Genomic DNA, 23,098 nt, shown 5'->3' with positions numbered 1-23,098 from the left:
CCCGGTGAAGGCGCGAGCGCGCATCGACTCACCGCTCGCGGCGGCAGTTGACGCCGGGCCGATCCAGGTCGGGCGCACCGGAGCCGATCACGACGGGAAGCGCCACCGCCAACCGGCCGTCGCTTCGACGTTCGAGTCCCAGCGCGAAGTGTGTTGCCGGACTCTCGAAACGACCCCGGAGGTCGCTGGATCGCTATGAGGGACTGAAACCGGTCGCCGTCCGCATCGCCCTCCAGACTCAATAGCTTGGCTGTCGAACCGTACCTGATGGGAGCGACCGACAGCTCGATCGTCACGGTCACCGTCGACGGCACCGAACTCGAAGGGGAGTTGCTTGTCCCGGACGACGCGACCGGTCTCGTCCTGTTCGCGCACGGGAGCGGCAGCAGCCGGCACAGCCCGCGAAACAACTTCGTCGCCGATCGCGTTCGTGCGCGCGGTGTCGGAACGTTGCTGTTCGACCTGCTCACCGAAGCCGAGGATCGAACGTACGAAACGCGGTTCGATATTCCGCTGTTGACCGACCGACTGATCGGTGCGACGCAGTGGGTCCGAAGCCGGGACGACACCGCCGACCTGAACGTCGGCTACTTCGGCTCGAGCACCGGTTCCGCTGCCGCGCTTCGAGCTGCGGCACGACCCGAAACCGACGTCGCGGCGGTCGTCTCGCGCGGCGGGCGCGTCGATATGGCGGAGGACGCCCTCGGTCGGGTGACGACTGCGACGCTGTTCATCGTCGGCGGGAACGACCATCCCGTTCTCGAGTGGAACGAGGAAGCGTACGAACTGCTGGCGGGAGAGAAGTCGCTCGAGGTCATCGAGGGCGCGTCGCACCTCTTCGAGGAACCGGGAGCACTCGAGTCAGTAGCTGAGCACGCCGGCGAGTGGTTTGCAGAGAAACTGCTGTAACGATCCGGGTTCACCGAATTGATGATGTACTGGAGACAGCCACGAATCGTCGCACCGGTCGCAACACCGTCGTCGACGACGTCACGCGCTTTCCCTCGAGATCGATCGCATCTCGACCCGCTCGATACTGTCCGCCTTCTCTCGCACAGCGGTCGCCTTCTCGCTGCGTTTCGACGGACGCTTCATCGACCGAAAGCTGGCCGATGATCTCCTCGTTGGGCCAGACGGAGCCCTCGCTCGCCGCCAAACCGATCACCAGTTCGGGATTTCCCGGCGCGCCGATCAGGGGCATCGCCGACTACGCGATCCACGGCGACCTCTTCGACGTCGTTCCCGCGCTCGCCGAGGAGTTCCAGTGAGTTTCGGCTTCCAGCGACGAAAACCGTTGGACACTCCTCCGTTCCCGACCGTGACGGCAACTCGTCGAGGAAGCCCGCAACCTCCGTTATGGCTCTCCCTCGAATACATCCGCCAATCGTTCGCGCATGAACTCACGTCGATACTTTCGGCGTTCCGCTTCCGAAAGGTAGTTTTCCAGAACGACGCCCGCATCGGAACTGCCCTGATCGCCCGCAATCACGTCGAGATTCTCGAGCAACTGTTTCTGTGCATCCATGTACGTCGTATACCAGAATCGTCGACCCATTTTCGAGGTCGGCGTCTCGCCACGGACAGTAACGTTGGCACGGTTCGCAAGCCGTTGAAAGCGGGATTGGACCGTTTCACCGACGAGATGACCGCTCGAGGACGCCGTCGAAGGGAACAGATACCCGTTCCACTCGTCGTCTCGGGCACCGAGTGCGTCGATGTGATCCGCCAGCCGCTCACGTCCATAGACCAGTGCGACTGTTCCTGGACCGTTCTTTCGCTCCTCGAAGTAAATGTGTGGGTCATCACCTTCGAGTACGATCTGTGAAACGTGTAACGACGCGACCTCGTTCCGTCGAAGGCCCCACGCACACAGCGCGAGCACGAGCAGTTCCTCCTCAGAACTCTCGACAGCGCCGTACAGTCGCCGGACGCCCTCGCTCGAGAGCGGCTGGTTGTCCTTTCCCTCACGGTTCCAGTTGTACTCCTCGTTGATTCTCGAGGTTGGATTGAACGCGGCGATCGCACGACGTTCGAGGTGACTATAGAACTGATTGACGTCGCTCAGATACCGCTGCTTCGAAGCGTCGGTCCCGAGATCGGCGTCGAGTTCGTCGAACACCGCAAGGACGCGTCGGATCTCGCCAGCCCGTTCGGTGGCGTCGACAACGCGGTCCACGAGGTTGGCCTGACCGTGAAGCTCGTCGTACAGTTGCGCGTAGGTCGCAAGTCGTGAGCGTTTCGTCGCGACTGTCGTGTCGGCGAGCCCTTGTCGACGCTCGAGCGTTCGGATGAACGACTCGAGTTCCTCAGTGGTGGTTTCGTCGTCGATACCCCACGGATAGCCCTCTGCAGACCTCTCGACGTAGCCCACGGACTCGAGAAACTCCGAGAGGGTCATCTCGTAGTGCTCTCGAAGCGTGTAGGTGAGTCCGCCGTAGCCGACGTCGAGTAGGTCCTGATAGGTGGGTTTGTCCTCGAGATCGTGGCCAGCGCGCTGCAGTGCGAGTTCGATTTCGGTGTTCCAGAACTCGCGGAGTTCCTCGAGCGATTTGTGCGACCACCGGATCTGGTCGCTACGCATCGGGATCCTCCTCGAGTAACCCGTTTGCTCCGGATTGTGGTAGTTCTGAGAGCTCCATTTTCATACGATTCGCCACTCATGACACTCACTAAAAGCTACCGTGTATTCGGTTGTCGGGGGTGAGACAACCAAAATACATAGACTAGGTATCGCATGGGTTCAGAACCGAGATAAACTTCATCCAGCTATATGAATTGGCCTACCGTTGAGTTGCCGGAGCTTCGGAACGTAGTTGCAGAGAGCAGCCTTCGCCTGATACGGAAGGTCGTAGGGCGTTACAACGTCACTGACGCCAGTCATCGTGTCCTCACCACTCTCGAAGGCGTCGTCCAACGCGCTTCTGTACGTTTCGAGCGTATCCTGAAGCTTCTCCTCCTTGTGCGTGGTCGGCGGGGCAAGAGTCGCTTGGAGTGTCTTAGTCGCCGTAGCCGACATCACTGATCCTCCACGTCGTCCATGAGAACGTCGATGCTCACTTGCCCGGTACTGGCGAGGAAGTACCCCGGTTGCCAGAACGAATCTTCCAGCGTCTGTTTCACTTTAGGGTACTCACTGCGGACCTTCCGTGACGTGACGCCCTTTAGCGAGTTGATGAACTTCGTTATGTCGGTGGTCGGTTTCGCGGTGAACAGGATGTGAACGTGGTCAGCCCCACCGTTCACGTTCTGAATCTCAACCCCGAAGTCCTCCGAGAGTTCGTTCGCAATCTCACCGATACGTTCCGCGATTTCTTCGGTGAGGATGGTCGCACGGTACTTCGTGACGGTCACAAAGTGATACTGGAGTGCGTAGACCGTGTGCGACCCTGTTTGAAGGTTGTACTTCATTTGGCCTCACCAGATACAAGGAGACCAATTGTACTAAACATTGTATCGTGAGGTATTCGGTGAGCTGTAACTCGTGGTTTGCCTAGTCGACCGACGCGATTCACGCCCGTCCCCAGAACGCTTCGCGTTCTGGTGTGCGAACGAGAGCTTCACTCTCGTCAACGCCGTAAACGGCGGGATTCTCTCGCTGTTTAAAGATAGCGTCCGGCCCGTTCTTTTCGTTCGCCGCTAAAGGCGTACCGTGGTCTATATAAATTAAGGTCTAAGTATCGGCGTTAACAATTTACGCGGCGTTCTGGACCAGAGGGTATGCCTCGCACATCCTCATCCACTGACGACTCGTCCGTCTGTAACACTGCTCCCGTCAAATTGGATGCTGCGGACTCAACCTCATCAGAATTAGCGACGTCCCGGCGACAATATCTCGCAATAACAGGTGTTGGTCTCTCTACGATCACTGTTGGGTGTGCATCTACCGAGTCCAATGGATCGTCGAGGGGATCCGATCCCACGGAGCCGACCGATGAAACGTCCGATAGCCCAGTGACGACTGAAAACACCACAGAAACCGAGGACGATAGAGAAGGCGATAACGATGACACAGGAGCTGACGATGACAACGAAGACGAAATAGAATCTACCGATGAGCTCCCGCTGTTCGATGCCCACACGCATATCATCCCAACGGAAGCACGGGGCCAGGATCCGCTATCAGCCAGTGAACTCGTCGGTTGGATGGACGGGAACGGTATTGATCGTGCAGTTGTCCTTCCGTTCGATTTTCCCGAGAGCTATCCGGTCCAAGCACCAAGTTCGTGGGTGCTCGAGGAGGTAAACGCGTATCCTGACCGCCTCGTTCCCTTCTGTTCGGTCGATCCCCGAGATATCGACGGTGAGGGAGCTGCTTCCGAACGTCTCGAGGACTTTATCGATCGTGGTGCTCGTGGGTTTGGCGAGCTCAAAGTCGAGATGACTATTGACGACGACCGTCTCGAGACGCTGTATGAACTCTGTGCGACCTACGAGCTCCCCGTTCTCTTCCATACTGATCAGCAGTCACTGCGAGACGAGGTCGGCCTTCCGAAACTCGAAGGCGTGTTGACCTCGTATCCAGAGGTCAACTTTGTTGCTCATGCCCATGGCTGGTGGTCCCACATAGATGCAGACGTCGAACAAGGAGACCTCGGCCGTATTCCAGAAGGACCAATCGAGTCACGTGGCCGCATATGGGAGTTACTTGCTGAATACGACAATATCTACGGCGACATTTCGACGTTGGCAGGCTGGAATGCGCTTACACGTGACCACGGATATGGACAGGAGCTACTCGAGTCACACCACGACCAAATCGTATTCGGGAGTGACTACCTCTATCCCGGGCAGGGGATCCCGCACTTCGACCTGTTCGAACAGTTCGAACTCGATCTCAACGCGTGGGCGAACATTCGGTATCGGAATCTCGAGAGCCTGCTTCGCTGAGTATTACTATAACTAGGCCACGTTTAGATGGTCGTGTTGGCACTGTCTAGTTCTGCACCGCCTCGACTGGTACGTTTTCATCGAGAGCGTGATGCAGTCTCTGGTGATTGTAGTAGTGCACGATCTGTTCAAGGCATTTTCGAGCGCTCGCCCGACTTCCCATCCACGAATTATAGAAGCGATCGATACGCATTTTGAGGGAGTGAAACCACTTTCCGATGAGGGTTCGATCAGTATAGTTGATCCGACTTCCCAGTCCGACTCGGGAGAGGGCGGTCCGGTAGCCAAATTAATCGACGAGAAACACAGCCTCGGAGAGATCGTGTTTCTCGCGGAGTTTCTGCAGAAATGGAGCCGCCGGATCACTGCTCTGTCGACTACACAGTGCAGCGTCAAGAATCGACTTTGTCTCGGTGTCTATTGCAGCATACAGCCAAGACCACTCTCCGTTACTCTTGACAGCTGTTTCGTCGACAGCGACCCGCCGACGTCCACGAAAACAACGCTCTCGTGCGGCCCATCAGAACGCTTCGCGTTCTGAGGACGGCATCGCTGTCGGCAGGTCGCGTCCGCTGGCAGCTTATCCGATGAACTCTGTTCTAAACCGCTCCACGAGAGCGTTCACCGCCTAATTCAGCGAGAATCGTTGTTGTCTCCCGAAGCGAACAATCGGTCTGATAGAGGCGGACGGCGAACGCCCTGACGGGCGTCCTCAGAACGCGAAGCGTTCTGATGGGCTGCACAAGAGCTTCGCTCTTGTGAACGACGCCGGCCGCTCGTTCTCCCAAGATCCATCACCCCGCTCAGCGAGTGGCTCGCCAGCGACCGCTCGGGTGTGCCACGGGCGAAGCAGTCAGTCGTCCCCGGCGACTACGAGACGAACCCGCGAATGACGGACCTCACGGAGCAGCAGGTCGAAAATCAGCCCCCTTCGGACTTCTTCACCCTCCTCAGCCTCCTTCCGAACGACCCGAGCATGTCGCTTATCGACGACTCCCGCAAGGAGTAACTGATGCCACTCAACACTTCGATCGACGAGTCGGACTACGCGTTCTCCTCATTGCTCTCCTCGTCGGCGCCACGACCGTATCCCTCGACCTCTTGAATTTCGACATCATCGTCTTCGTTACCAGATTCGTTCTCGTTCGCATCAGTATCAGCGACGTCGTCGCCTTCTTCTCCAGTAGGCGTATCATTCCCGTTCATTCCATTGTCTTCGTCCATCTCACTATCCTCATCGTTAGCTGTCTCACCGTCGTTGGTCTCTTCGGGGCCCTCCTCCTGGAGGACTCCACAGCCCGCCAATCCCACTACTGCACCCGTGCTTACAATCGAGATTATCCGGCGACGTGTGAGCGTTCGGTCTATCATGGTGCAGTGCAGGTACGATGGAACGAGGTAATAAGGACCACAGGTAGTTCGGATAATCAATATAGATTGGATGTGATCTGACCGAGTTAGATTTCTGATTGGTACGACTAAACCGGTTAACCGATCCGTACTCACGGTCCTCGAGTACGATCACCCCATCGGAGGACACGGCGTATTCGACGGCTACGGATCAATCGCGACGATTCAGCGCTACTGCCAGCGATCGGTCGGAGGTTATTGTTGCAAGTGCTACTACAGATTTCATCGGTCTGGCACTCGGATCGGTTTCGGACCCTCTTACCCCGGAAGTCAGGACTCAGTCGGCCTCGAGGACCTCGAGATCGAACTCGAGCGTTTCACCCGCCAGCTGGTGATTGAAGTCGATCCGAGTGATCTCCGGATCGATATGCGTGACTTCGCCGACGTTTCCGTCCTCGGATCCGATCTGGATCCCTGTCTCGAGGGATCGGCCTTCCGACTCGAGTATCTGCTCGAATTCGACGGTGGGGTATTCGACGATCGAATCGTCAGATCGCTCACCGTATGCGTTCTCCGGTGGAACCGTGATCGTCGTCTCGTCGCCCGCTTCCATCCCGATGAGCGCGTCGTTGACCCCTTCGATGAGTTCGTCGTCGCCAACTTCGACGGTGAGCGGTTCGTACTCGCGGTCGGGCAGCCGCTCGGCCAGCCCCGTCTCCTCGGCAACGTCTTTGCGCGTCGTATCGAACACGAGGCCGTCGGCGAACCGAGCCGTGTATTCGATCGTGACCGAGTCGCCGGTTTCGATTGGCATGGATACTCGGTAGTGTGGTGAGGGATAAAGGGCCTGTCCATCACTCTCGCACCTGCGTTTCGTTCGCGTGCGTCTACGGGCGATCCGCTGACGCTGCTACGGGACAACGAGTTTCGAGCGTATTCGGTCGTCTCGATTCTTCCCGTCGGCTGTGCGGCCGTGCTCGGTACCTCTACTCTCGAGACGCCACATACTGGCCAGATTGGCGGGTACCTCGAGCGAACGGTGCGGTACGCCGCGTTTCAGATCGATCCGCTGACGAATTCGACCGGCTACGCGAATATGGACTCCCCGCCGTGGAACGATGAGTGGTATTCGTCGCGGTGAACCGATGACGGCCCACACGAAAGCGTAGCTCGAGGCCCGAGGAAACGTGCAACATTGAACTCCCCATCGGGGAATCCCATGACCTGAGACGTAGGAGAGTGTCAACCTCTCGAGAATATCGACGACCGATCGCTTCCGTCCGCTGGCTGCGGCCGAATGCGGTCGCTCGCGCGTCCGTACAGCTTCGTGAACGGCGTAGACGTGACGCCGTGGATCAGGACCGAACTCGCGATGACCAGACTGGCTGCTCCCCAGACGAGTTCGTTACCGAGTATCCGGTGGGCGACCGTCGCGTAGAACAGTGCTGCGATCCCGATCGGGCCGAACCAGCCCGCGAACAGCGCGCCGAGATCGCCACCCGTTTCGGAAACCGCCCGTCGGAAGACCAGTACCATCGGCAGTCTCCGGAGGAGGAGCACGCCCGCGGCGAGGATCACGCCGGCTACTCCGAGCGACGCCCACTGCTCGACCGGCAACGCGGTACCGAAGAGCACGAAGATCGGAAACGTGAACAGTCGAAGCATCGTCTCTTGGACCTTCTGCTCGTCTGCTTCGTCCGTGGCGTCCGCGAACTGGTTGAACAACAGCCCGGCTACGAACGCCGCGAGAATTCCGTCGCTGCCCAGCAACTTGACGGCACCCAGCACGGCGAACGTGAGAGCGACGGTCACGCTCAGCAGGGACGTCTCCTCGAGGAACTCGTGTCGTCGGGACTCGCGCTCGATCCAACCGGCGGCCGCACCGATTGCGGCGCCGATGACGATAGCCGCCCCGACCTCCCAGAGGAGCGTCGAGAGCAGCCAGTCGGAAATCGCCCGCCGGGGCGAATGCTGGAGGACCAGAATCGGCAAGAAGACGACTGGATACGCCAGTCCGTCGTTCGCCCCCGACTCGGCGGTAAGGAGGTTCCGGATCGGTTCCGGAATGTACTCCGCCGCAGTATCGCCGGTTACGATCGTTCCGGCGAGGACGGGGTCTGTCGGCGTGACGATCCCGCCGATGAGCAACGCGACCCAGAGGGGAACCCCCAAGAGGAGATAGACGAGTCCGCCGCTGACGAGCCACATGCCGACCATTCCGGGAACGAGAATCGCCGCCATCGAGCGCGCGTGTTTTCGGAAGTATCCCTGAGGAAGCCGAAGCGCAGCTCCCACTACGGCCAGTCCGACCGTCAGCCGGGCACCCTGCTCCAGGATCACGAACGGATCCCCCCAGCTCGACAACCGGACCAGGCCAAGTCCGAGAGGCCCGATAACGATCCCCAGAAGTACCGCTAGCATCGGCTCTGAGAGGAAGTTCACTCGACTGTGTATCAATCCTGCGACGAGACTCAACACCAGCGTCAGACCGCCGATCGTGGCGAGTACGATATTAAGCTCTTGCATAGTCTCGAGCCCGAACGTCGACTGAAATTGAAACACCCGAAAAGCGGGCGGTCTACGATCAGTCGTTCTTCGAGAATCGGGATAGTGGTTCGGCCTGCAAGCCTCGCGGCCGCGCAACGACCGACAGCGCGCTCCAAGGAACGTCGACGACGAGACTCTCGAGGACGGTACGAAGGGCGACCACGGGAGCGCACCGCTGCACGCTCGTTCGCGTCGTCCGTCGGTTCCCCTCGGAACGACCGACAGACGGCGTTTCCCGTCGTCGACCGAAGCGAAGTCCGGGATTCCGACCGAGGCGAACCGGTGGTTCCGGTACCGGTTGCTTACGAAGGGACCACCTTGATATTGGTCGGAGGTATGCTACTCGGGGCATGCCTCACGTTACCGTCGAAGACGACACCGAGGTGTTCGTGCGCGATCTGGGTACGGGCGACCCCATCGTCTTCCTGCACGGCTGGCCGCTCAACCACCGGATGTTCGAGTATCAGTACCACCGCCTCCTCGACGAGGGGTTTCGCTGTGTCGGTATCGACCTTCGCGGCTACGGGAAGTCCGATAAACCGTACGGGAATTACAGCTACGATCGGTTCGCCGACGACGTCCGCGCGGTTCTCGACGAACTGGACCTCGAGGGGGTGACGCTGGCGGGGTTCTCGATGGGCGGGGGCGTCGCGACTCGCTACATGAGCCGCCACGACGAAGCCCGCGTCGACGAACTGGCGTTGCTAGCCGCCGCGAGTCCGGTCATCACCGAAAAGCCCGACTTCCCCGAGGGCCTCGACGAGGCGGTGGTGAACCCGCTCATCGAGGGCGCCCGAACCGATCGGGCGAAGATGAACGCCGACTTCGGCGAGATGTTGTTTCACACCGATCAGAGCGACGAGATGATGGACTGGATCTGGAGCCTCGGGATGGAAGCCTCGGGGCAGGCGACGGTCGCCTCCGCCAGGACCTGGCGTGACGCGGACCTTCGGTCCGACATGGACGACATCACCGTCCCGACGAAGGTGTACCACGGCAGTCACGACGAGGTCACGCCGATCGAAATCACCGGAGAGGTGCTCGCGGACGGTATCGAAACCGCCGAGCTGATCCGCTTCGAGAACAGCGGTCACGGGCTCGTGGCCGACGAGACTGAACGGCTCAACGAGGAACTGGTATCGTTTGCCGGTTGACCCGAAACTCGGGACCCGCCTCGCGGCGCGTCACCCACTTGAGAGCCCGCCGAGCGGCGCCTACAGAATACGAGGAGGAAGGTCGCGGCGAAGCCGTGGGTAACTTACTCGGCATAACTCGCGGCGCGCGTTCGGAGGTAACGAAAGAGGTCGAGCGCTACCGCGACGGGGAGCAAAGCCAGTACCAGCAAAACGACGAGCACGATGACGAACACCTCGTCCGGTGCAGTGTACGATCTGTCGGCTGCGGTCAACGAATCCCACGTCGAACCGAGGAGCATCCGCGTCTCGACGAGCAGGGGGCCAGAGTCGGTCACTACTGATCCCTCTACGGCGATCGATTTTACGCTTTCGAGAGCGACTCGGTCCGCGCGCTGTCCGGACGGAGGGTCGCAAACGGGAACGGGACCGGAAACTCGAGTCGGGTACCCTTCCGACGGGACCGGCCAGCGAGCCCCAGATGTATACCGTATCGGATCGTACGCGTCGTATGGATCATCCCATCCTCGTACCGACGGACGGAAGCGAGCCTGCGACGGCGGCGCTGGACCACGCGCTAGACGTCGCGGCGGGGACCGACTCGACCGTTCACGTACTCCACGTCGCGGACGCGGGCGACTCGGATTCGGCTCGTCGCGACGAGCGGTCCGACGGAGCGGCGGGTGGCCCGGGAGCGGAACTCCTCGAGCGCGCTCGCGCGACGGCGGCGGAACGCGGAGTAACCGTCGCCGATCACGTTCGACGGGGGGACCCGAAGGCGGTGATCCTCGAGTACATCGACGACAACGACATCGGAACCGTGATCATGGGCGCCCACGGCCGTCACGGGATCGGGGAGTACCTGTTCGGGACCACCACGGAAGCCGTGGTCGCCTCGAGCGAGGTCCCGGTGCTGACGGTTCGGGCGGATAACGGGAAGCCTGCGTACCCCTACGAACGGATCGTGGTTCCAACCGACGACAGCGATTACGCGCGAGCCGCGGCCGAACTGGCAGCGACGATCGCGGCGCGAAACGATGCGACGCTTCACCTGCTGTACGTCGCCGACGAGTTCCCGGAAACGATCGATCCGCGCTCGACCGAACTCCCCGCCGAGGTCAAAGAGACCGCGCTCGAGTTGCTCGGCGACGTCGCGTCGGGACTGGATCACGACGACGTGGTTCCCGTGGTCAAAGCCGGTTCCGTCCCGCACGTGATCTGCTCCCACGCGGAGGAGAACGATGCGGACCTGATCGTGATGGGGACCCACGGCTGGTCGGCGGTCGACCGCTTCTTGCTCGGGAGTTTTACCGAACGGGTCATCCGAACCGCACCGGTGCCAGTGTTGACGACGACGGTCGAGGAGGAGTAGTTCCGAGCGCCGAGAGCCAGATTCGGGTTCCCGTCCCGCCGAGCCGGATCGCCTCGAGGGACCGCCTGTGAGGAGAGCGTGACCACTCCGTCAGCCCGCTACCGAGCGCTCCACCGGAGACCGCGGGTGAATCGCGGCGGGAAAGTCGGCTCGCCCGTTCGGGGACCGACGTCCGAGAAGTTCGGTGCCACAATCACCGACGTGAGAGCCGGTTCCGCGCAGTTCGCGAGCGAGAGGGGTGCTCCTCCGCGTTCGCTGCGGACACGCCGGGGCGACTCCGAGAAACGCGCCGGAGGAGTTCGGGCGGCGCTCTGCAATCAACAATATGGCATATAAACTCGATTCAACAGATACTTATTCGATTACCGCCGGACGTGGTGTACATGCACGCAGCCGGTGTGAGCCAACGCGAACGCGGCGCGAGAGCGCACGAGAGCGGTGTAAAACTACAGTCGCCCGCACACAGCCGCGTTCCTGACGACCCATGAGTGCGATCGAGGCGTTCAAACGCGAAACCGACCCGTACGTGTTCGCGCTCGCGCTGGGGCCCCTGCTCGGGATCATCGTCGGCATCGTCGCGTGGCCCGACGCCGCCGCGTCGAAACTGGCGCTCGCGAACGAGGTCATCGTCACCAATCTGGGGTGGCTCTACCTGTGGATCGTGTTTCTCTCGTTCGTCTTCGTGCTGTACGTCCTACTCGGCCCGTGGGGGCGTATTAAACTCGGCGATCCCGACGATGAGCCCGAGTTTTCGTTCTGGCAGTACCTCGTGATGACGTTTACCGCCGGTCTCTCGTCGGGGGGACTAGAGTTCTGGGGGCCGGTCGAGCCGCTCGTCCACTACGACACCCGACCGCCGTTTTTCAGTTCCGACACGGGCACGTGGGCGCAGATGGCCGACGCGCTCCAGTACGCCATCTTCCACTACGGCGTGTCCGCCTGGGCCACTTACCTCGTGTTCGCAGTCGCCATCTCGTACTTCGTCTATCGGAAGGACGCGCCGTTCCGACCCGCCGTCATCCTCGCGCCGTTCGTCGGGACGGACAACGTCGACGGCTGGCTCGCCAAGCTAGTCGACGCGATGGTCGTCGTCATTACCGTCAGCGGCATCACCGTCTCGTTCGGCCTCGGCATTAGCCAGTTCATCTCCGGTCTCGGATTCAAGTGGGGCGTTCAGCTCGGCGATACCGGCCGCATCGGACTCATCCTCCTGGTCGGCGTCCTGTTCCTGCTCTCCGTTATCGTCGGCATCCAGGGCGGGATCCGTCGGTTCGCCGACCTCAATATCGTGTTGTTGCTCGGACTGATGGGTATCACGTTCGCGTTCTCGCAGCTGCCGTCGCTGGTCAATCTCGGTTCCCACGCGCTTACCGGGTACGCGACCGACTTCATCGGCATGAGCCTCTTCTACGAGCCGGGCAGCGAGTCCACGAACTGGCTCAGCTCCTGGACGCTGTTTTTCTGGCCGTGGTGGCTCACGTTCGCGCCGATGGTCGGCATCTTTATGGCGCGTATCTCCCGCGGACGGACGCTCCGCCAGCTCGTCTTCGCAGGATTGGTCGGCTCGTTCGGTCTCACCGTCCCCTGGTACGTCGCCACCGGTGGCTCCGCGCTTCTCCTCCAGACCTCGGGCGCCGCCGACCTGCTCGAGGTCTACTCGAGTTCGGGGCTAGAAGCGGTCGGCTTCGCGCTGTTCGAGAACCTCCTCCCGTACCCCGGCGTGTTCTCGGCCGTCCTGTTGGTACTCGTCGTCAGCTTCCTCATCACGACGCTTGACTCCTCCACCCTCAGTATCGCCATGATCGTCGACGGAGGGAGCGAGTCGCCGTCCGTACTCAACCGCGTTGTCTGGGGGTTGATGATGGTGTTGCTGACGATCTCGCTCAACCTCGCCGGCGGCATGTCCGTGCTCCAGTCGTTCACGATTCTGGTCGGCCTGCCGACCGCCGTCCTCTGCGGGCTCACCATGGTCGGGATGCTCCTCGAGTTCGAACGGGAGTTCCCCGTCCTCGGCGAGGACGACACCGACGACGTACAGGCGCCGTCCGCGCCGACGCAGCCGGCGATCGAGCGATATCCACAGGAGAGTTCCGACGACTGAACGGGCGACGGGTCGACAGTCACACCGTGTTTCGGTCGTGAGAGAACGTTAGACGCGGCGTCCGCCGCCGCGCTCGTCCGTCGTTGCGGCCTCACGAACGCGAGCCACGCGCTCGTCGGTCGGCGGGTGGCTGTCGAGTGCTCGCTCGAGCGGCGTTCGGTTCCGACGGCGCTCTCGACCGAGGAAGATCCGCCGCAAGACTCCCCGGTGGGACTCGTTGGCGCGCTGGATCTTCTCGAGCGCCCGAGCGAACGCGAGGGGATCGTCGAGAACCGCCACCGCTCGCCGGTCGGCCGCGTACTCTCGACGGCGGGAGTCGGCCTGGAGCGCCAGGATCGGTGCGACGGACAGCCCCAGTGCGATCCGCACCAGCCCGCGCCGCAACCCGCTTCCGACGCTGTCGGGACCGTGCACCGGACGACCCACCATCAGCGACAGTCCCCAGCAACCGATCGTGACGACGGCCACGAGCGGGAGCAGCGATGCGAGCACGAGCGTCGTCACCGTCTGGAGAACGCTCAGGGCCAGCGTTCGGAGCAGTCCGTCGGAGCGCTCGAGGTGGGCGAACTCGTGCGCGAGCACCCCCTCGAGCTCCGCGGCGGTCAGCAGTCGGACGAGCGAGCGGTCGACGACGAGCGTCCGACGGCCGAGCGCGAACGCGTTGGGCTGACCGAGTCGGGCGACGTACACGTCGGGCCGATCGACGTTCATTCGTCGAGTCAATCGATCGACGCTCGCCTGGAGACTCGGCGCGCGGACCGCCGAGAGCGGGATCGTCTCGAGTCGCGAGAGGAGCCGCCTGGTACCGATCCGGTAGTTCAGGTAGCCGAACAGGAGCGCAATTCCGATCGCGAGAAGCGTCACGACCAGGAGATCGGTTCCGGAGAGGAACGCCTCGATGACGCGAACACCGACGACGATGCCGAAGCCGGCGAGTGCGAGCAACCACGACCCAAGCAGGACGGCGAGGACGCGTGGCCGTCGAACAGACACCGACATGGTTCGAGTAGGACCGTCGCGGCCAAAACGGTTGCTGGGTCACCCCCGCGGTTCGGTCTCCGGAAGAGTGCCGGTCGGTCGTCTACCCAGCACAAATACCACTCCAGGGCATAGCACGAGGCTATCGACCGAAACCCGGATGAACGATAGCTGGAAACTCGCAAACCGTTTGGCAAGTAATTTATATAGCTCTGTGGCAGTCCGTGCTATGTCGAACGACCTCGCTCAACGGACGAGTACGCTCCGAACGCAGAAGCGGCGACCGAGCCGCGAGACGACACCCGTCGTCGCCGTCGTCGCGGCGGTTGCGGACGCGGCCGGAACCGATCCGCTCGAGCTGCCGCCGCTCGGTAACGCTATCGATCCCGAGGCGTTGAACGACCTGGTCGATCCCGAGCGGAGCACGGGACTCGAGTCGATCGCGTTCGAGTACGCGGGATACGACGTCGTCGTCGCCGGCACCGGCGACGTCCGGGTGAATCAGTCCGAGTGAGTGCGCGGGGGCCGCGTCGGGACTCCCGCGGGGCGTCCGCCGTGACCTTGCAACGCGACCCGTTTTCCTCCTTCGCGCCGAACTCCCGGGCATGGGGGGCGACGATATCGACGAAACGTGGGAGTCGTACGGGACGGACGTCACCGAGCGGGATCACCCCCTTCACTCGATCCTGGATCGACTACTCCTTCGATGGAACCGGATCGTCGTCACCGTCGCGCTCACCGTGGGCGCGTTTCTGCTCCTGGTGGGTGTCCACGCACTCGGCCTCGTCTCGAGTGTCAACGACGCTACGATGACGCGGATCAGCCAGGGGTTGATCGCGGGGACGTTCTCGCTCGTCACCCTCGTCGTCACCGTCAACCAGTTGATCCTCTCGCGGGAGTTCCGCACGGCCGACGAGTTCCGGGACAGGTTAGGCGGCGTCGTGGGCTTTCGCCGCGATATCGAGGACGCGACCGGCGCCGCCGCGACGCCGGCCGCGCCGGCGGATCTGCTCGAGCTACTCGTCAGAGAGATCGGTCACCGGGCGGACCGGGTCGAGGAGAGCCTCGCCGACGACCTCGAGGGGCCGACCCGAACGCGGCTCGAGGCGTTCGTCCGTAGCGTCCGGGAGGGCACCGACCGAACTCGGGAGACCCTGGATCGGGCCCGGTTCGGGACGTTCAGCGCCCTCGCCGCGACGATGGAGTACGACGACGCCTGGCAGATCTACGCCGCGAGACACCTGCGCAACGACCACGAGGACGAGCTGTCGGACGCCACCCGCGAGGCGCTCGAGGAGCTGGTCGAGTCGCTCGAACTGCTCGAGACCGGTCGCGAGCACCTCAAGACGACGTACCTGCAACGGGAGCTGACCCGCCTCTCCCAGCTGACGATCCTGTTGGGGATCCCGGCGGTGCTGGCGGCGTTTCTCCTGGGACTGTTGTACGGGGGTATCGGCGGGCCGACGATCGGTCACGCCGACGCCCCGGTCGTCGTCAGCGGATTGATCGCGATCGCCTCCTCGCCGGTGGCGCTGCTGTCGGCGTACGTTCTCCGCGCGGGGACGATCACGCGACGAACCGCCTCGATCGGCCCGATGCTCCCCCAGAAGGGGCCCGACGAGGGGCCGTTCGAGGTCGCCCGCGACGCGGACGGAGAATCGGAGTGAGACGAGCGAAACGTCGCCCCGCGGCCGCCGTTTCCGTTCGACGACGATCAGATGAACGCGAGCGGAATCATCAGTGCGATCCCGATCGCGATCCCGCCGGCCAGCTCCGGCTTCCCGCCGTTCGGTAACGGCTCGCCGAGCTCGAGCGCCTCGGGAACGAACTCCGAGAGCACGAGGTAGATCATCGCCCCGGCGGCGAACCCGAAGCCGAAGGGGAGAAACTCCCTGGCGACCCGAACGAAGTAGAACGCGATCACGGCGCCGATCGGCTGCGGGAGACTCGAGAACACCGCCCACCAGATCATCTTCGCCTCGGAAACGCCCATCGATCGCAGCGGGATCGAGATGGCGGTTCCCTCCGGGACGTTGTGGATCGAAATCGCGAGCGTCATAAACACCGCCAGCACCGGAACGGTAAAACCGAGCACCGGGACGCCGCCCTCGAGACCGAGGTCGGCGAAGGAGACGCCGACGGCGACCCCTTCGGGAAAGCTGTGGACGGTCAACACGCCGAGGATGAGCACGAGCTTCTTGAAGTCGGCCTCCTCGTACTCTCGGGGGTCGACGTCGGCGTCGACGATCACGTCCCTGGCGACGACGACGAGGACGACCCCCGCTGCCATCCCGACCGCGATCTGGAACGGCGTTCCCTCGGCGAGTCCCTCGTCGACGAGGCCGAACACCGACGCCGAGATCATGACGCCCGAGGAGAACCCCCAGAGGACGACGTTTCGGCGGTCGCTGATCTCCTCGAGGAAGAGAAACGGCACCGCGCCAAGCCCCGTCGCCAGCGCGGTGACGAGCCCGGCGACGAACACCAGCACGAGATTCTCGAGAAGAGCCACTGGTACCGACGTATTCGGCCTCGTCGTACAAACGGTTGACGGAACCGGTCTCGGTCGACGCCTCGCCGGTTCGACTCGCGGCCGGGCGCACGGCGGAGTTCCCGACGCTTCGACGGTGTCGTCGATAGTGCACACTATCTCCCCCCTGAAGAATCGCCCATTATACAACGGGACAGACGGTACGACGCTCTCGGTTCTCTATACGAGTATAACCCATGACGACCATAGAAGACCACGCGACTGACGGCGACGATCGCGACCCCCTCTTCGCGCGGATCCCGCGACGGGACTTCATGAAGGCGGGCGCCGCGGTCGGCGCGGTGGGATCGCTCGCGGGCTGTACGGGACTGCTCAGCGACGATGGACAGGTCTCGGCGGCGGACGCCGACGCGAGCGTCCCGCCGGGCGAACACGACGACTACTACGCGTTCCTCTCGGGGGGTCACTCCGGCGAGATCCGGGTCTACGGCATCCCCTCGATGCGCCAGTTGATCCGCATCCCGGTGTTCGGCCGCGAAAGCGCCCGCGGCTACGGCTACGACGACCGATCCAGCCAGATGCTCGAGGACGCGGGCGGCTACTCGTGGGGCGACGCCCACCACCCCCGCGTGAGCCAGACCGACAACGACTACGACGGCCGCTGGGCGTTCGTCAACGACAAGGCCAACGGCCGGATGGCTCGAATCGACCTGAAGTACTTCGAGACCGACGCCATCGTCGACGTTCCCAACCAGCAGGGGACCCACGGAGCCTGCTGTATGCTTCCCGATACGAAGTACGTCTTCGGCGTCGGCGAGTTCCGCGTGCCGATGCCCAACGACGGTCGGGAGCTCGACGACCCCGACAGCTACACCTCGACCATCGCCGCGATCGACCCCGAGTCGATGAACGTCGAGTGGGAGGTGCTGGTCGACGGCAACATGGACAACGGCGACGGCGGCAAGGAGGGCCGCTGGTTCTTCGCGACGGGTTACAACAGCGAGAACGGCGTCACCGAAAGCGAGATGTCGTCCTCCGAGACCGACTGGGTCAAAGCTTTCGACGTTCCCGCCATCGAGGAGGCCGTCGAGGCCGGCGAGTACGAGGAGGTCGGCGGCGTCCCGCTCGTCGACGGCACCCGCGACAGTTCGCTCAACGGCGGCGATCGACCGATCGTCCGCTACATCGACGTCGCCAAGAGCCCCCACGGAGTCAGCGTCACGCCCGACGGGAAGTACGCGATCGCCAGCGGCAAGCTCGATCCGACCTGCTCGGTGATCGACATCGAGGCGCTCGCCGAGACCAACGATCCCAACGAGGCGATCGTCGGCCGACCCAGCCTCGGGATGGGACCGCTGCACACCGCCTACGACGGGCGCGGCCACGCCTACACGACGCTGTTCATCGACTCACAGGTCGTCAAGTGGGACATCGAGGCCGCCGTCGAGGCCGCGGACGAGTCCGAGGACCCCGTCGTCGAGAAGATCGACGTCCACTACAACCCCGGTCACTTGATCGCCGCCGAGTCGTACACGGCCGAGCCGCAGGGCGACTGGCTGGTCGCGCTGAACAAGCTCTCGAAGGATCGGTTCCTCAACGTCGGACCGATGAAACCGGAGAACGATCAGCTGATCTACATCGGCGACGACGACGCGGGGATGGAACTGGTCAAGGACACGCCGGCCTACGCCGAGCCCCACGACGCCTCGATCGTCAGCGCCGACAAGATCCAGCCCGCGGACATCTACGATCCCGAGGACTACGACGAGGAGTTCGTCGATCACGACGACTCCGACATCGTCCGCGAGGACGGGCGCGTCCACGTGAAGATGTACTCCCAGCGCAACGAGTTCGGCTTCCAGGACGTCACCGTTCAGGAGGGCGACGAGGTGACCTTCACCGTCACCAACATCGAGACCACGCCGGACCTGCTGCACTCGCTGGCGATCCCCGAACACGACGTCAACATCAAGCTCGCACCCCAGGAGACTCGCGAGGTAACGTTCACCGCCGACGAGCCCGGCGTCTACTGGATGTACTGTGCGTTCTTCTGTAGCGCACTGCACCTCGAGATGCGCTCGCGACTGCTCGTCGAACCCGCGGAGTGATCCACCATGACCCGTCTCACACGACTGGCCGAACTGCGACGCCTCCTGCCGCTGACAGCGGCGGGGCTGTTCCTGCTCGCGCTGACGGTTCCGGTGTGGCGGATCACGTTCGACGCGCCCCAGTACGTGGAGACGCTGGTCGTCGAACTGTACGCCCACCCGCGAATCGGCGGGGACTTCGAGGAGGTCGCGATGCTCAACAAGTACGTCGGGTTCTACTACCCGGACCCGGTGTACGCCGATCCCAACTACGCCGTCCACGAAAAAGCCGTGGCCGTCCCGGAGTGGATACTCGGCCCGGTGGCGTTCGTCGGGCTGGCCGCCACGGCCGCCGTCGTCGCGCTCCTGCCGGGCGGAAGGATCGAGCGAGGGCTGCTCGCCCTGTTCACCGGGGCGGTCGCGGTGCTCGGCTCGATGGCCGTCATCATCCAGTACCGCCTCTACCAGGCCGGCCACACGCTCGACCCGGACGCCCCGCTCAACGGCGTCGACGGCTTCACGCCGCCGCTGCTGGGTAACTACCAGGTCGCGAACATCGACGGCACCGCCTGGGTCGGCCCCGGCGGCTACATGCTCGTCGCCGCGGTCGTCGCGCTGGCGGTCGCGGTCGCCCTGCGGGACTCGCCGGCGACGATCGCCGACGTCCCCGCGCTGGCCCGAAACGGCTGGAACCGGTTCCGGGACCGCGTCCGGCGACGGGGTCGCGAGGACGACCGCTCGAGGGGAAACCGACCGTCCGATTCGGACGAGCGTCCGGGCCTCGACGTCGAGACCGACGGTGGTTCCGATCCCCGCGCCCCGGATGCGCGCGGCTCCGACGGGCGCGGCCCGCCGACGGGAGGTGGACGGTCGTGACCGAGCGGTACTTCGCCGTCCTCGCCGCGGTCGTGCTCGTCACGTCGCTGGCGGGTGCGGCCGTCGGGGCGACGGACGGCTCGAGCGGTTCGGAGACCGTCGACGACTGGCGGGCGGACGTCCCCGACGTACACGACGTCGAGGAACCCGACGGCGACGGCACGGCGACCCTCGAGAGCGACGGCGAGGACCGCGAGTTCGCGTCCCTGCAAGCGGCCGTCGACGCCGCCGAACCCGGCGATAGGATACTGCTCGAGGGGCGGTTCGACGAGCGGGTTACCGTCGACACGCCGAACCTCACGATCGAAGCCGTCGAGCGCGACGCGGCCGTGATCGACGGCGGCGGCGAGGACACCGTCGTCGAGATCGCAGCCGACGGGACGACCCTCGAGGGGGTCTGGATCCGCAACTCCGGGCTCGAGAAGAACGACGACGACAGCGGCGTCCTGGTCAACGGCTCGAACACGACCCTCTCGGAGCTTCGCCTGACCGAGATCGCGTTCGGGATCTGGATTGGCGACACCGACGGCGTCGTCGTCGAGGAGTCGCTGATCGCCGGCCGCGAGGACGTCCCGACGGTCCAGCGGGGCAACGGCATCCACCTCTGGGAAGCGAGCGACGCCGAGCTCCGGAACAACGCAATCACGACCGTCCGCGACGGCATCTACTACCAGTGGGCCGAGGGCGTCCACGCCGAGGGCAACGCGATGTGGGAGATGCGCTACGGCGTCCACTACATGTACTCGAACGACAATCACCTCGAGGACAACACCGCCTTCGACAACGACGTCGGCTTCGCGCTGATGGTCTCGACCGGGCTGACCCTCGAGGACAACGTCGCGGTGAACAACGACGGCACGAGCGGCCACGGCATCCTGCTGAAGGACGTCGAGGACAGCGAGATCGTCGGCAACGAGGTCGTCGGCAACGGGAACGGCCTGTACGTCTACAACGCGCAGGACAACCGCCTCGTCAACAACCTCGTGCTCGAGAACGACGTCGGCGTCCACGTGACCGCCGGCAGCACCAACGCCGTCGTGGCGGGCAACAGCTTCGTCGCGAACGGCGAGGCCGCGTTCGCCGAGACGACCTCGCAGGCCCACTGGAACGGAACCGACCGGGGTAACTACTGGGCCGACGCGCGGACGACCGATCTCGACGACGACGGCGTCGGCGAGATCCGCTACCAGCCCGCGGGGACCGTCGAGCGACTGGTCCACGAGCGCCCGGGGGCGGCGGCCTTCGCCGAGAGCCCGGCCTTCGACGCGGTTCGGATGGCCGAGAGCTCGTTCCCGGTCGTCGAATCCCCCGGGATCATCGACCACCGCCCGCTCGCCGAACCGCCGCACGACGAATGGAGGACATACTATGAAGATCACGATCACTGACGTACGCAAACGCTACGGCGACGTCGTCGCCCTGGACGGGCCATCCTTCGAGATCCCGTCCGGGTCGACGTTCGGCGTCCTCGGGACGAACGGCGCGGGAAAGACGACCCTCTTCGAGCTGCTGGTCGGGCACCACGAGCCCGACGCGGGGCGGATCGAGGTCGGCGGGCTCGACGTCGAGCGGGCGGGCCACCGCGTCCGCGAGCGTGTCGCCTTCCTGCCCGAACACGCCGGCTTCCCGCCGTCGATGACGGGCCGAGAGGTGCTCTCGGTCCACGCCCGCATCCGCGGGCTCGCAGACCGCGAGGCCCGCATCGACGAGGCCCTCGAGACGGTCGGGCTGGCCGACGCGGCCGACCGGGCCGTCGACGGGTACTCCAACGGGATGGAACGGCGCCTCGGGCTCGCGTCGGCGCTGCTGGCCGAGCCGCCCGTGCTCGTCCTCGACGAGCCGACCGCGGGGCTCGACCCCCGCGGCGTCGCCACCTTCCACGAGATCGTCGAGCGGATCGACCGCGAGACCGACGCGACCGTCGTCCTCTCCTCGCACGTCCTGAGCGAGGTCGAACGGCTCTGTGACACCGTCGCCGTCCTCGAGGACGGCGAGCTCCGGACCGTCGGCGACGTCGACGAACTGCGAGCAGCGGGCGAGACCGTCACCGTCGTCTTGCAGTCGGCCGACGACCCCGCCCGACTCCTCGACGCCGTTCAGGGGTGGGGCGAGGTCGTCGAGACGACGAACGCGATCGAAGTGACCTGCGAGCGCGACGCCGCGTTCGATCTCCTCTCGGCGATCGATGCCGAGACGATCGATCGCTTCGAGGTCCGCGAACCCGGGCTCGAGGCGGCGTTCCGGAAGGCCCTCGCGACGGAGGCGGCCGCGGGAGACGAACCTGCGGCCGAAACGGAGGTGGACGCGTGATGTCCGACGGGTCCGAATCGAGAGCCGCGGCTCCGGCCGCCCGAACGGAGCCGGCGCTGCGGTCGGACGGCGGGTACGAAACGGCCTCGAACGCTCGAGAGTCGTCGACGCGACGCCCGACCGCCGTCGACGGCGGGCGCTCGGGGAGCTGGTACCGACAGCTGTTCGTCGTCGCCGAAACCGAGTACCGACTCGCGGTTCGAGGCCGCTGGGCCGTCGCGCTCGCCGCTATCTTCGCCGCGTTCGCGCTCGGGCTGACGACGTTCAGCGGGGCGAGCGTCGGCCCCGAGGGGTTCGAGCGAACGGTCGCGAGTCTGGCCGCCCTCGCGGTGTATCTCGTCCCGCTGCTCGCGCTGGCGTTCGGCTACGACGTTATCGTCGGCCGGGAGGAGAGCGGTTGGCTCCAGACGCTGTTTTCGCTCCCGATCGACCGCTCGTGGATCGTCGTCGGCGCCGCGGTCGGCCGGGCGGTCGTGCTCGCGAGTGCGGCGGTTATCGGGTTCGGGATCGCCGGCGGCTTCCTGCTGTGGGAGTTCGGATTCGCGGGATTTGGCACCTACGTCGCCTTCCTGCTGGCCGCGGTCGGACTGGCCCTCGCGTTCCTGGCGATCGGCGTCCTCGTCTCGACCGTCGCCAGCGAGAAGACGCACGCTCTCGGAACGGCGCTGCTCGCGTGGGCGTGGTTCGTCCTCGTTCACGACCTGCTCGGGTTCGGCGTGATCGCCGCGTTCGATCTCTCCGAGACCGCCGTTTCGGTCCTGTTGATGGCGAACCCGACCGGGATCTTCCGAGCGCTCGTTCTCGGCTCGCTGGGCGCCGCCGGCGACGCCGGCTTCGCCGCCGTCCTCGCCGAAACCGGCGTCTCGAGCCCGATCCTGATCGGGGCGTTACTCGCCTGGATCGTCGTCCCGATCGCGCTCGCGGCGCTCGCGGTTCGGAGGCGGCGTGTTTAACTCGTTTTTCGGA

General features: G+C 64.0%; 22 protein-coding genes and 2 pseudogenes. 14 read left to right on the top strand and 10 right to left on the bottom strand.

The window, feature by feature from the left end:
• Positions 1-267: 267 nt before the first annotated feature.
• A complete protein-coding gene (locus GWG54_RS05745; RefSeq protein ID WP_167936866.1) occupies positions 268-909 on the top strand; it encodes a dienelactone hydrolase family protein in 642 nt (213 codons plus the stop codon).
• Positions 910-1,112: 203 nt separating this feature from the next.
• Complete coding sequence (locus GWG54_RS05740; protein ID WP_167936775.1) at positions 1,113-1,268, top strand: hypothetical protein; 156 nt, start codon at positions 1,113-1,115, stop codon at positions 1,266-1,268.
• Between the two features lie 86 nt (positions 1,269-1,354).
• Here GWG54_RS05740 and GWG54_RS05735 read toward each other — a convergent pair whose 3' ends face one another.
• The 3 genes and pseudogenes from GWG54_RS05735 to tnpA form a co-directional block, all read right to left on the bottom strand.
• Positions 1,355-2,581, bottom strand: a complete 1,227-nt coding sequence (locus tag GWG54_RS05735; RefSeq protein WP_167936865.1) for a tyrosine-type recombinase/integrase — start codon at positions 2,579-2,581, stop codon at positions 1,355-1,357.
• A 210-nt stretch (positions 2,582-2,791) separates the two neighbouring features.
• Positions 2,792-3,016, bottom strand: a pseudogene (locus tag GWG54_RS05730) (RNA-guided endonuclease TnpB family protein); the annotation flags it as partial.
• Complete coding sequence (gene tnpA / locus GWG54_RS05725) at positions 3,016-3,408, bottom strand: IS200/IS605 family transposase (protein WP_167936864.1); 393 nt, start codon at positions 3,406-3,408, stop codon at positions 3,016-3,018. The gene tnpA and the pseudogene GWG54_RS05730, both read right to left, overlap by 1 nt.
• 543 nt (positions 3,409-3,951) lie before the next feature.
• Between tnpA and GWG54_RS05720 the strand changes: the two genes are divergently transcribed.
• A complete protein-coding gene (locus GWG54_RS05720; RefSeq protein WP_394352918.1) occupies positions 3,952-4,887 on the top strand; it encodes an amidohydrolase family protein in 936 nt (311 codons plus the stop codon).
• A gap of 46 nt (positions 4,888-4,933) precedes the next feature.
• Here GWG54_RS05720 and GWG54_RS05715 read toward each other — a convergent pair.
• Positions 4,934-5,630: pseudogene (locus tag GWG54_RS05715) on the bottom strand (IS6 family transposase).
• Between the two features lie 92 nt (positions 5,631-5,722).
• On the opposite strand from GWG54_RS05715, the gene GWG54_RS05710 reads away from it, so the two are divergent.
• Positions 5,723-5,896 carry a hypothetical protein gene (locus GWG54_RS05710; protein ID WP_245242751.1) on the top strand — a complete coding sequence of 58 codons (174 nt, stop codon included), beginning with the start codon at positions 5,723-5,725 and terminating at the stop codon, positions 5,894-5,896.
• Between the two features lie 35 nt (positions 5,897-5,931).
• Here the strand turns inward: GWG54_RS05710 and GWG54_RS05705 are convergent, their stop codons facing one another.
• The 3 genes from GWG54_RS05705 to GWG54_RS05695 form a co-directional block, all read right to left on the bottom strand.
• Positions 5,932-6,258: a hypothetical protein gene (locus tag GWG54_RS05705; RefSeq protein WP_209438279.1), complete on the bottom strand. Its 327-nt coding sequence runs from the start codon at positions 6,256-6,258 to the stop codon at positions 5,932-5,934.
• A gap of 316 nt (positions 6,259-6,574) precedes the next feature.
• On the bottom strand, positions 6,575-7,051 hold the full coding sequence (locus tag GWG54_RS05700) for a peptidylprolyl isomerase (protein WP_167936862.1): 477 nt from the start codon (positions 7,049-7,051) through the stop codon (positions 6,575-6,577).
• Positions 7,052-7,479: 428 nt separating this feature from the next.
• Positions 7,480-8,763, bottom strand: a complete 1,284-nt coding sequence (locus GWG54_RS05695; protein ID WP_167936861.1) for a cation:proton antiporter — start codon at positions 8,761-8,763, stop codon at positions 7,480-7,482.
• Between the two features lie 371 nt (positions 8,764-9,134).
• Here GWG54_RS05695 and GWG54_RS05690 point away from each other — a divergent pair, with 371 nt between their 5' ends.
• A complete protein-coding gene (locus tag GWG54_RS05690) occupies positions 9,135-9,938 on the top strand; it encodes an alpha/beta fold hydrolase (RefSeq protein ID WP_167936860.1) in 804 nt (267 codons plus the stop codon).
• Between the two features lie 104 nt (positions 9,939-10,042).
• On the opposite strand, the gene GWG54_RS05685 is transcribed toward GWG54_RS05690, so the two are convergent.
• Positions 10,043-10,255, bottom strand: a complete 213-nt coding sequence (locus GWG54_RS05685) for a hypothetical protein (protein WP_167936859.1) — start codon at positions 10,253-10,255, stop codon at positions 10,043-10,045.
• Positions 10,256-10,428: 173 nt separating this feature from the next.
• On the opposite strand from GWG54_RS05685, the gene GWG54_RS05680 reads away from it, so the two are divergent.
• Entirely contained in the window at positions 10,429-11,289 is an 861-nt protein-coding gene (locus GWG54_RS05680) for a universal stress protein (RefSeq protein ID WP_167936858.1), read from the top strand.
• Between the two features lie 484 nt (positions 11,290-11,773).
• Positions 11,774-13,390 (top strand): BCCT family transporter, encoded by a 1,617-nt coding sequence (locus GWG54_RS05675; protein ID WP_167936857.1) that lies wholly within the window; start codon positions 11,774-11,776, stop codon positions 13,388-13,390.
• 48 nt (positions 13,391-13,438) lie between these two features.
• On the opposite strand, the gene GWG54_RS05670 is transcribed toward GWG54_RS05675, so the two are convergent.
• Entirely contained in the window at positions 13,439-14,389 is a 951-nt protein-coding gene (locus tag GWG54_RS05670; protein ID WP_167936856.1) for a M48 family metallopeptidase, read from the bottom strand.
• Between the two features lie 208 nt (positions 14,390-14,597).
• Here GWG54_RS05670 and GWG54_RS05665 point away from each other — a divergent pair, with 208 nt between their 5' ends.
• Positions 14,598-14,882, top strand: coding sequence for a HalOD1 output domain-containing protein (locus tag GWG54_RS05665; protein WP_167936855.1), 285 nt, complete (start codon positions 14,598-14,600; stop codon positions 14,880-14,882).
• A 91-nt stretch (positions 14,883-14,973) separates the two neighbouring features.
• Complete coding sequence (locus GWG54_RS05660) at positions 14,974-16,035, top strand: hypothetical protein (protein WP_167936854.1); 1,062 nt, start codon at positions 14,974-14,976, stop codon at positions 16,033-16,035.
• Between the two features lie 47 nt (positions 16,036-16,082).
• On the opposite strand, the gene GWG54_RS05655 is transcribed toward GWG54_RS05660, so the two are convergent.
• Positions 16,083-16,880, bottom strand: a complete 798-nt coding sequence (locus tag GWG54_RS05655) for a ZIP family metal transporter (RefSeq protein WP_167936853.1) — start codon at positions 16,878-16,880, stop codon at positions 16,083-16,085.
• A gap of 215 nt (positions 16,881-17,095) precedes the next feature.
• On the opposite strand from GWG54_RS05655, the gene nosZ reads away from it, so the two are divergent.
• Genes nosZ through GWG54_RS05630 form a run of 5 tightly spaced genes read left to right on the top strand, consistent with a single transcriptional unit; the run spans position 17,096 to position 23,085 of the window.
• Positions 17,096-18,967 carry a TAT-dependent nitrous-oxide reductase gene (gene nosZ, locus GWG54_RS05650; protein ID WP_167936852.1) on the top strand — a complete coding sequence of 624 codons (1,872 nt, stop codon included), beginning with the start codon at positions 17,096-17,098 and terminating at the stop codon, positions 18,965-18,967.
• 6 nt (positions 18,968-18,973) lie between these two features.
• On the top strand, positions 18,974-19,822 hold the full coding sequence (locus tag GWG54_RS05645) for a hypothetical protein (protein ID WP_167936851.1): 849 nt from the start codon (positions 18,974-18,976) through the stop codon (positions 19,820-19,822).
• On the top strand, positions 19,819-21,210 hold the full coding sequence (gene nosD, locus GWG54_RS05640; RefSeq protein WP_167936850.1) for a nitrous oxide reductase family maturation protein NosD: 1,392 nt from the start codon (positions 19,819-19,821) through the stop codon (positions 21,208-21,210). Before GWG54_RS05645 ends, nosD begins: the two co-directional genes overlap by 4 nt.
• Entirely contained in the window at positions 21,191-22,132 is a 942-nt protein-coding gene (locus GWG54_RS05635; RefSeq protein ID WP_167936849.1) for an ABC transporter ATP-binding protein, read from the top strand. Before nosD ends, GWG54_RS05635 begins: the two co-directional genes overlap by 20 nt.
• Positions 22,132-23,085, top strand: coding sequence for an ABC transporter permease (locus GWG54_RS05630; RefSeq protein ID WP_167936848.1), 954 nt, complete (start codon positions 22,132-22,134; stop codon positions 23,083-23,085). The genes GWG54_RS05635 and GWG54_RS05630 overlap by 1 nt, the downstream gene beginning before the upstream one ends.
• Positions 23,086-23,098 lie beyond the last annotated feature (13 nt).

It is taken from the genome of Natronococcus sp. JC468 (assembly GCF_012163165.1).
Classification (GTDB): Archaea; Halobacteriota; Halobacteria; order Halobacteriales; family Natrialbaceae; genus Natronococcus; species Natronococcus jeotgali.
This window is presented reverse-complemented; position numbering and strand designations above follow the sequence as displayed.

What these genes read in the sequence shown, in the direction of transcription:
- nosZ (WP_167936852.1), top strand. Translation starts at nt 17,096, where the DNA reads ATGACGACCATAGAAGACCACGCGACTGACGGCGACGATCGCGACCCC.
- GWG54_RS05630 (WP_167936848.1), top strand. Translation starts at nt 22,132, where the DNA reads ATGTCCGACGGGTCCGAATCGAGAGCCGCGGCTCCGGCCGCCCGAACG.
- GWG54_RS05670 (WP_167936856.1), bottom strand. Translation starts at nt 14,389, where the DNA reads ATGTCGGTGTCTGTTCGACGGCCACGCGTCCTCGCCGTCCTGCTTGGG.
- GWG54_RS05675 (WP_167936857.1), top strand. Translation starts at nt 11,774, where the DNA reads ATGAGTGCGATCGAGGCGTTCAAACGCGAAACCGACCCGTACGTGTTC.
- GWG54_RS05645 (WP_167936851.1), top strand. Translation starts at nt 18,974, where the DNA reads ATGACCCGTCTCACACGACTGGCCGAACTGCGACGCCTCCTGCCGCTG.
- GWG54_RS05735 (WP_167936865.1), bottom strand. Translation starts at nt 2,581, where the DNA reads ATGCGTAGCGACCAGATCCGGTGGTCGCACAAATCGCTCGAGGAACTC.
- GWG54_RS05705 (WP_209438279.1), bottom strand. Translation starts at nt 6,258, where the DNA reads ATGATAGACCGAACGCTCACACGTCGCCGGATAATCTCGATTGTAAGC.
- GWG54_RS05745 (WP_167936866.1), top strand. Translation starts at nt 268, where the DNA reads ATGGGAGCGACCGACAGCTCGATCGTCACGGTCACCGTCGACGGCACC.
- GWG54_RS05700 (WP_167936862.1), bottom strand. Translation starts at nt 7,051, where the DNA reads ATGCCAATCGAAACCGGCGACTCGGTCACGATCGAATACACGGCTCGG.
- GWG54_RS05690 (WP_167936860.1), top strand. Translation starts at nt 9,135, where the DNA reads ATGCCTCACGTTACCGTCGAAGACGACACCGAGGTGTTCGTGCGCGAT.
- GWG54_RS05740 (WP_167936775.1), top strand. Translation starts at nt 1,113, where the DNA reads ATGATCTCCTCGTTGGGCCAGACGGAGCCCTCGCTCGCCGCCAAACCG.
- GWG54_RS05635 (WP_167936849.1), top strand. Translation starts at nt 21,191, where the DNA reads ATGAAGATCACGATCACTGACGTACGCAAACGCTACGGCGACGTCGTC.
- GWG54_RS05695 (WP_167936861.1), bottom strand. Translation starts at nt 8,763, where the DNA reads ATGCAAGAGCTTAATATCGTACTCGCCACGATCGGCGGTCTGACGCTG.
- GWG54_RS05665 (WP_167936855.1), top strand. Translation starts at nt 14,598, where the DNA reads ATGTCGAACGACCTCGCTCAACGGACGAGTACGCTCCGAACGCAGAAG.
- tnpA (WP_167936864.1), bottom strand. Translation starts at nt 3,408, where the DNA reads ATGAAGTACAACCTTCAAACAGGGTCGCACACGGTCTACGCACTCCAG.
- GWG54_RS05680 (WP_167936858.1), top strand. Translation starts at nt 10,429, where the DNA reads ATGGATCATCCCATCCTCGTACCGACGGACGGAAGCGAGCCTGCGACG.
- GWG54_RS05660 (WP_167936854.1), top strand. Translation starts at nt 14,974, where the DNA reads ATGGGGGGCGACGATATCGACGAAACGTGGGAGTCGTACGGGACGGAC.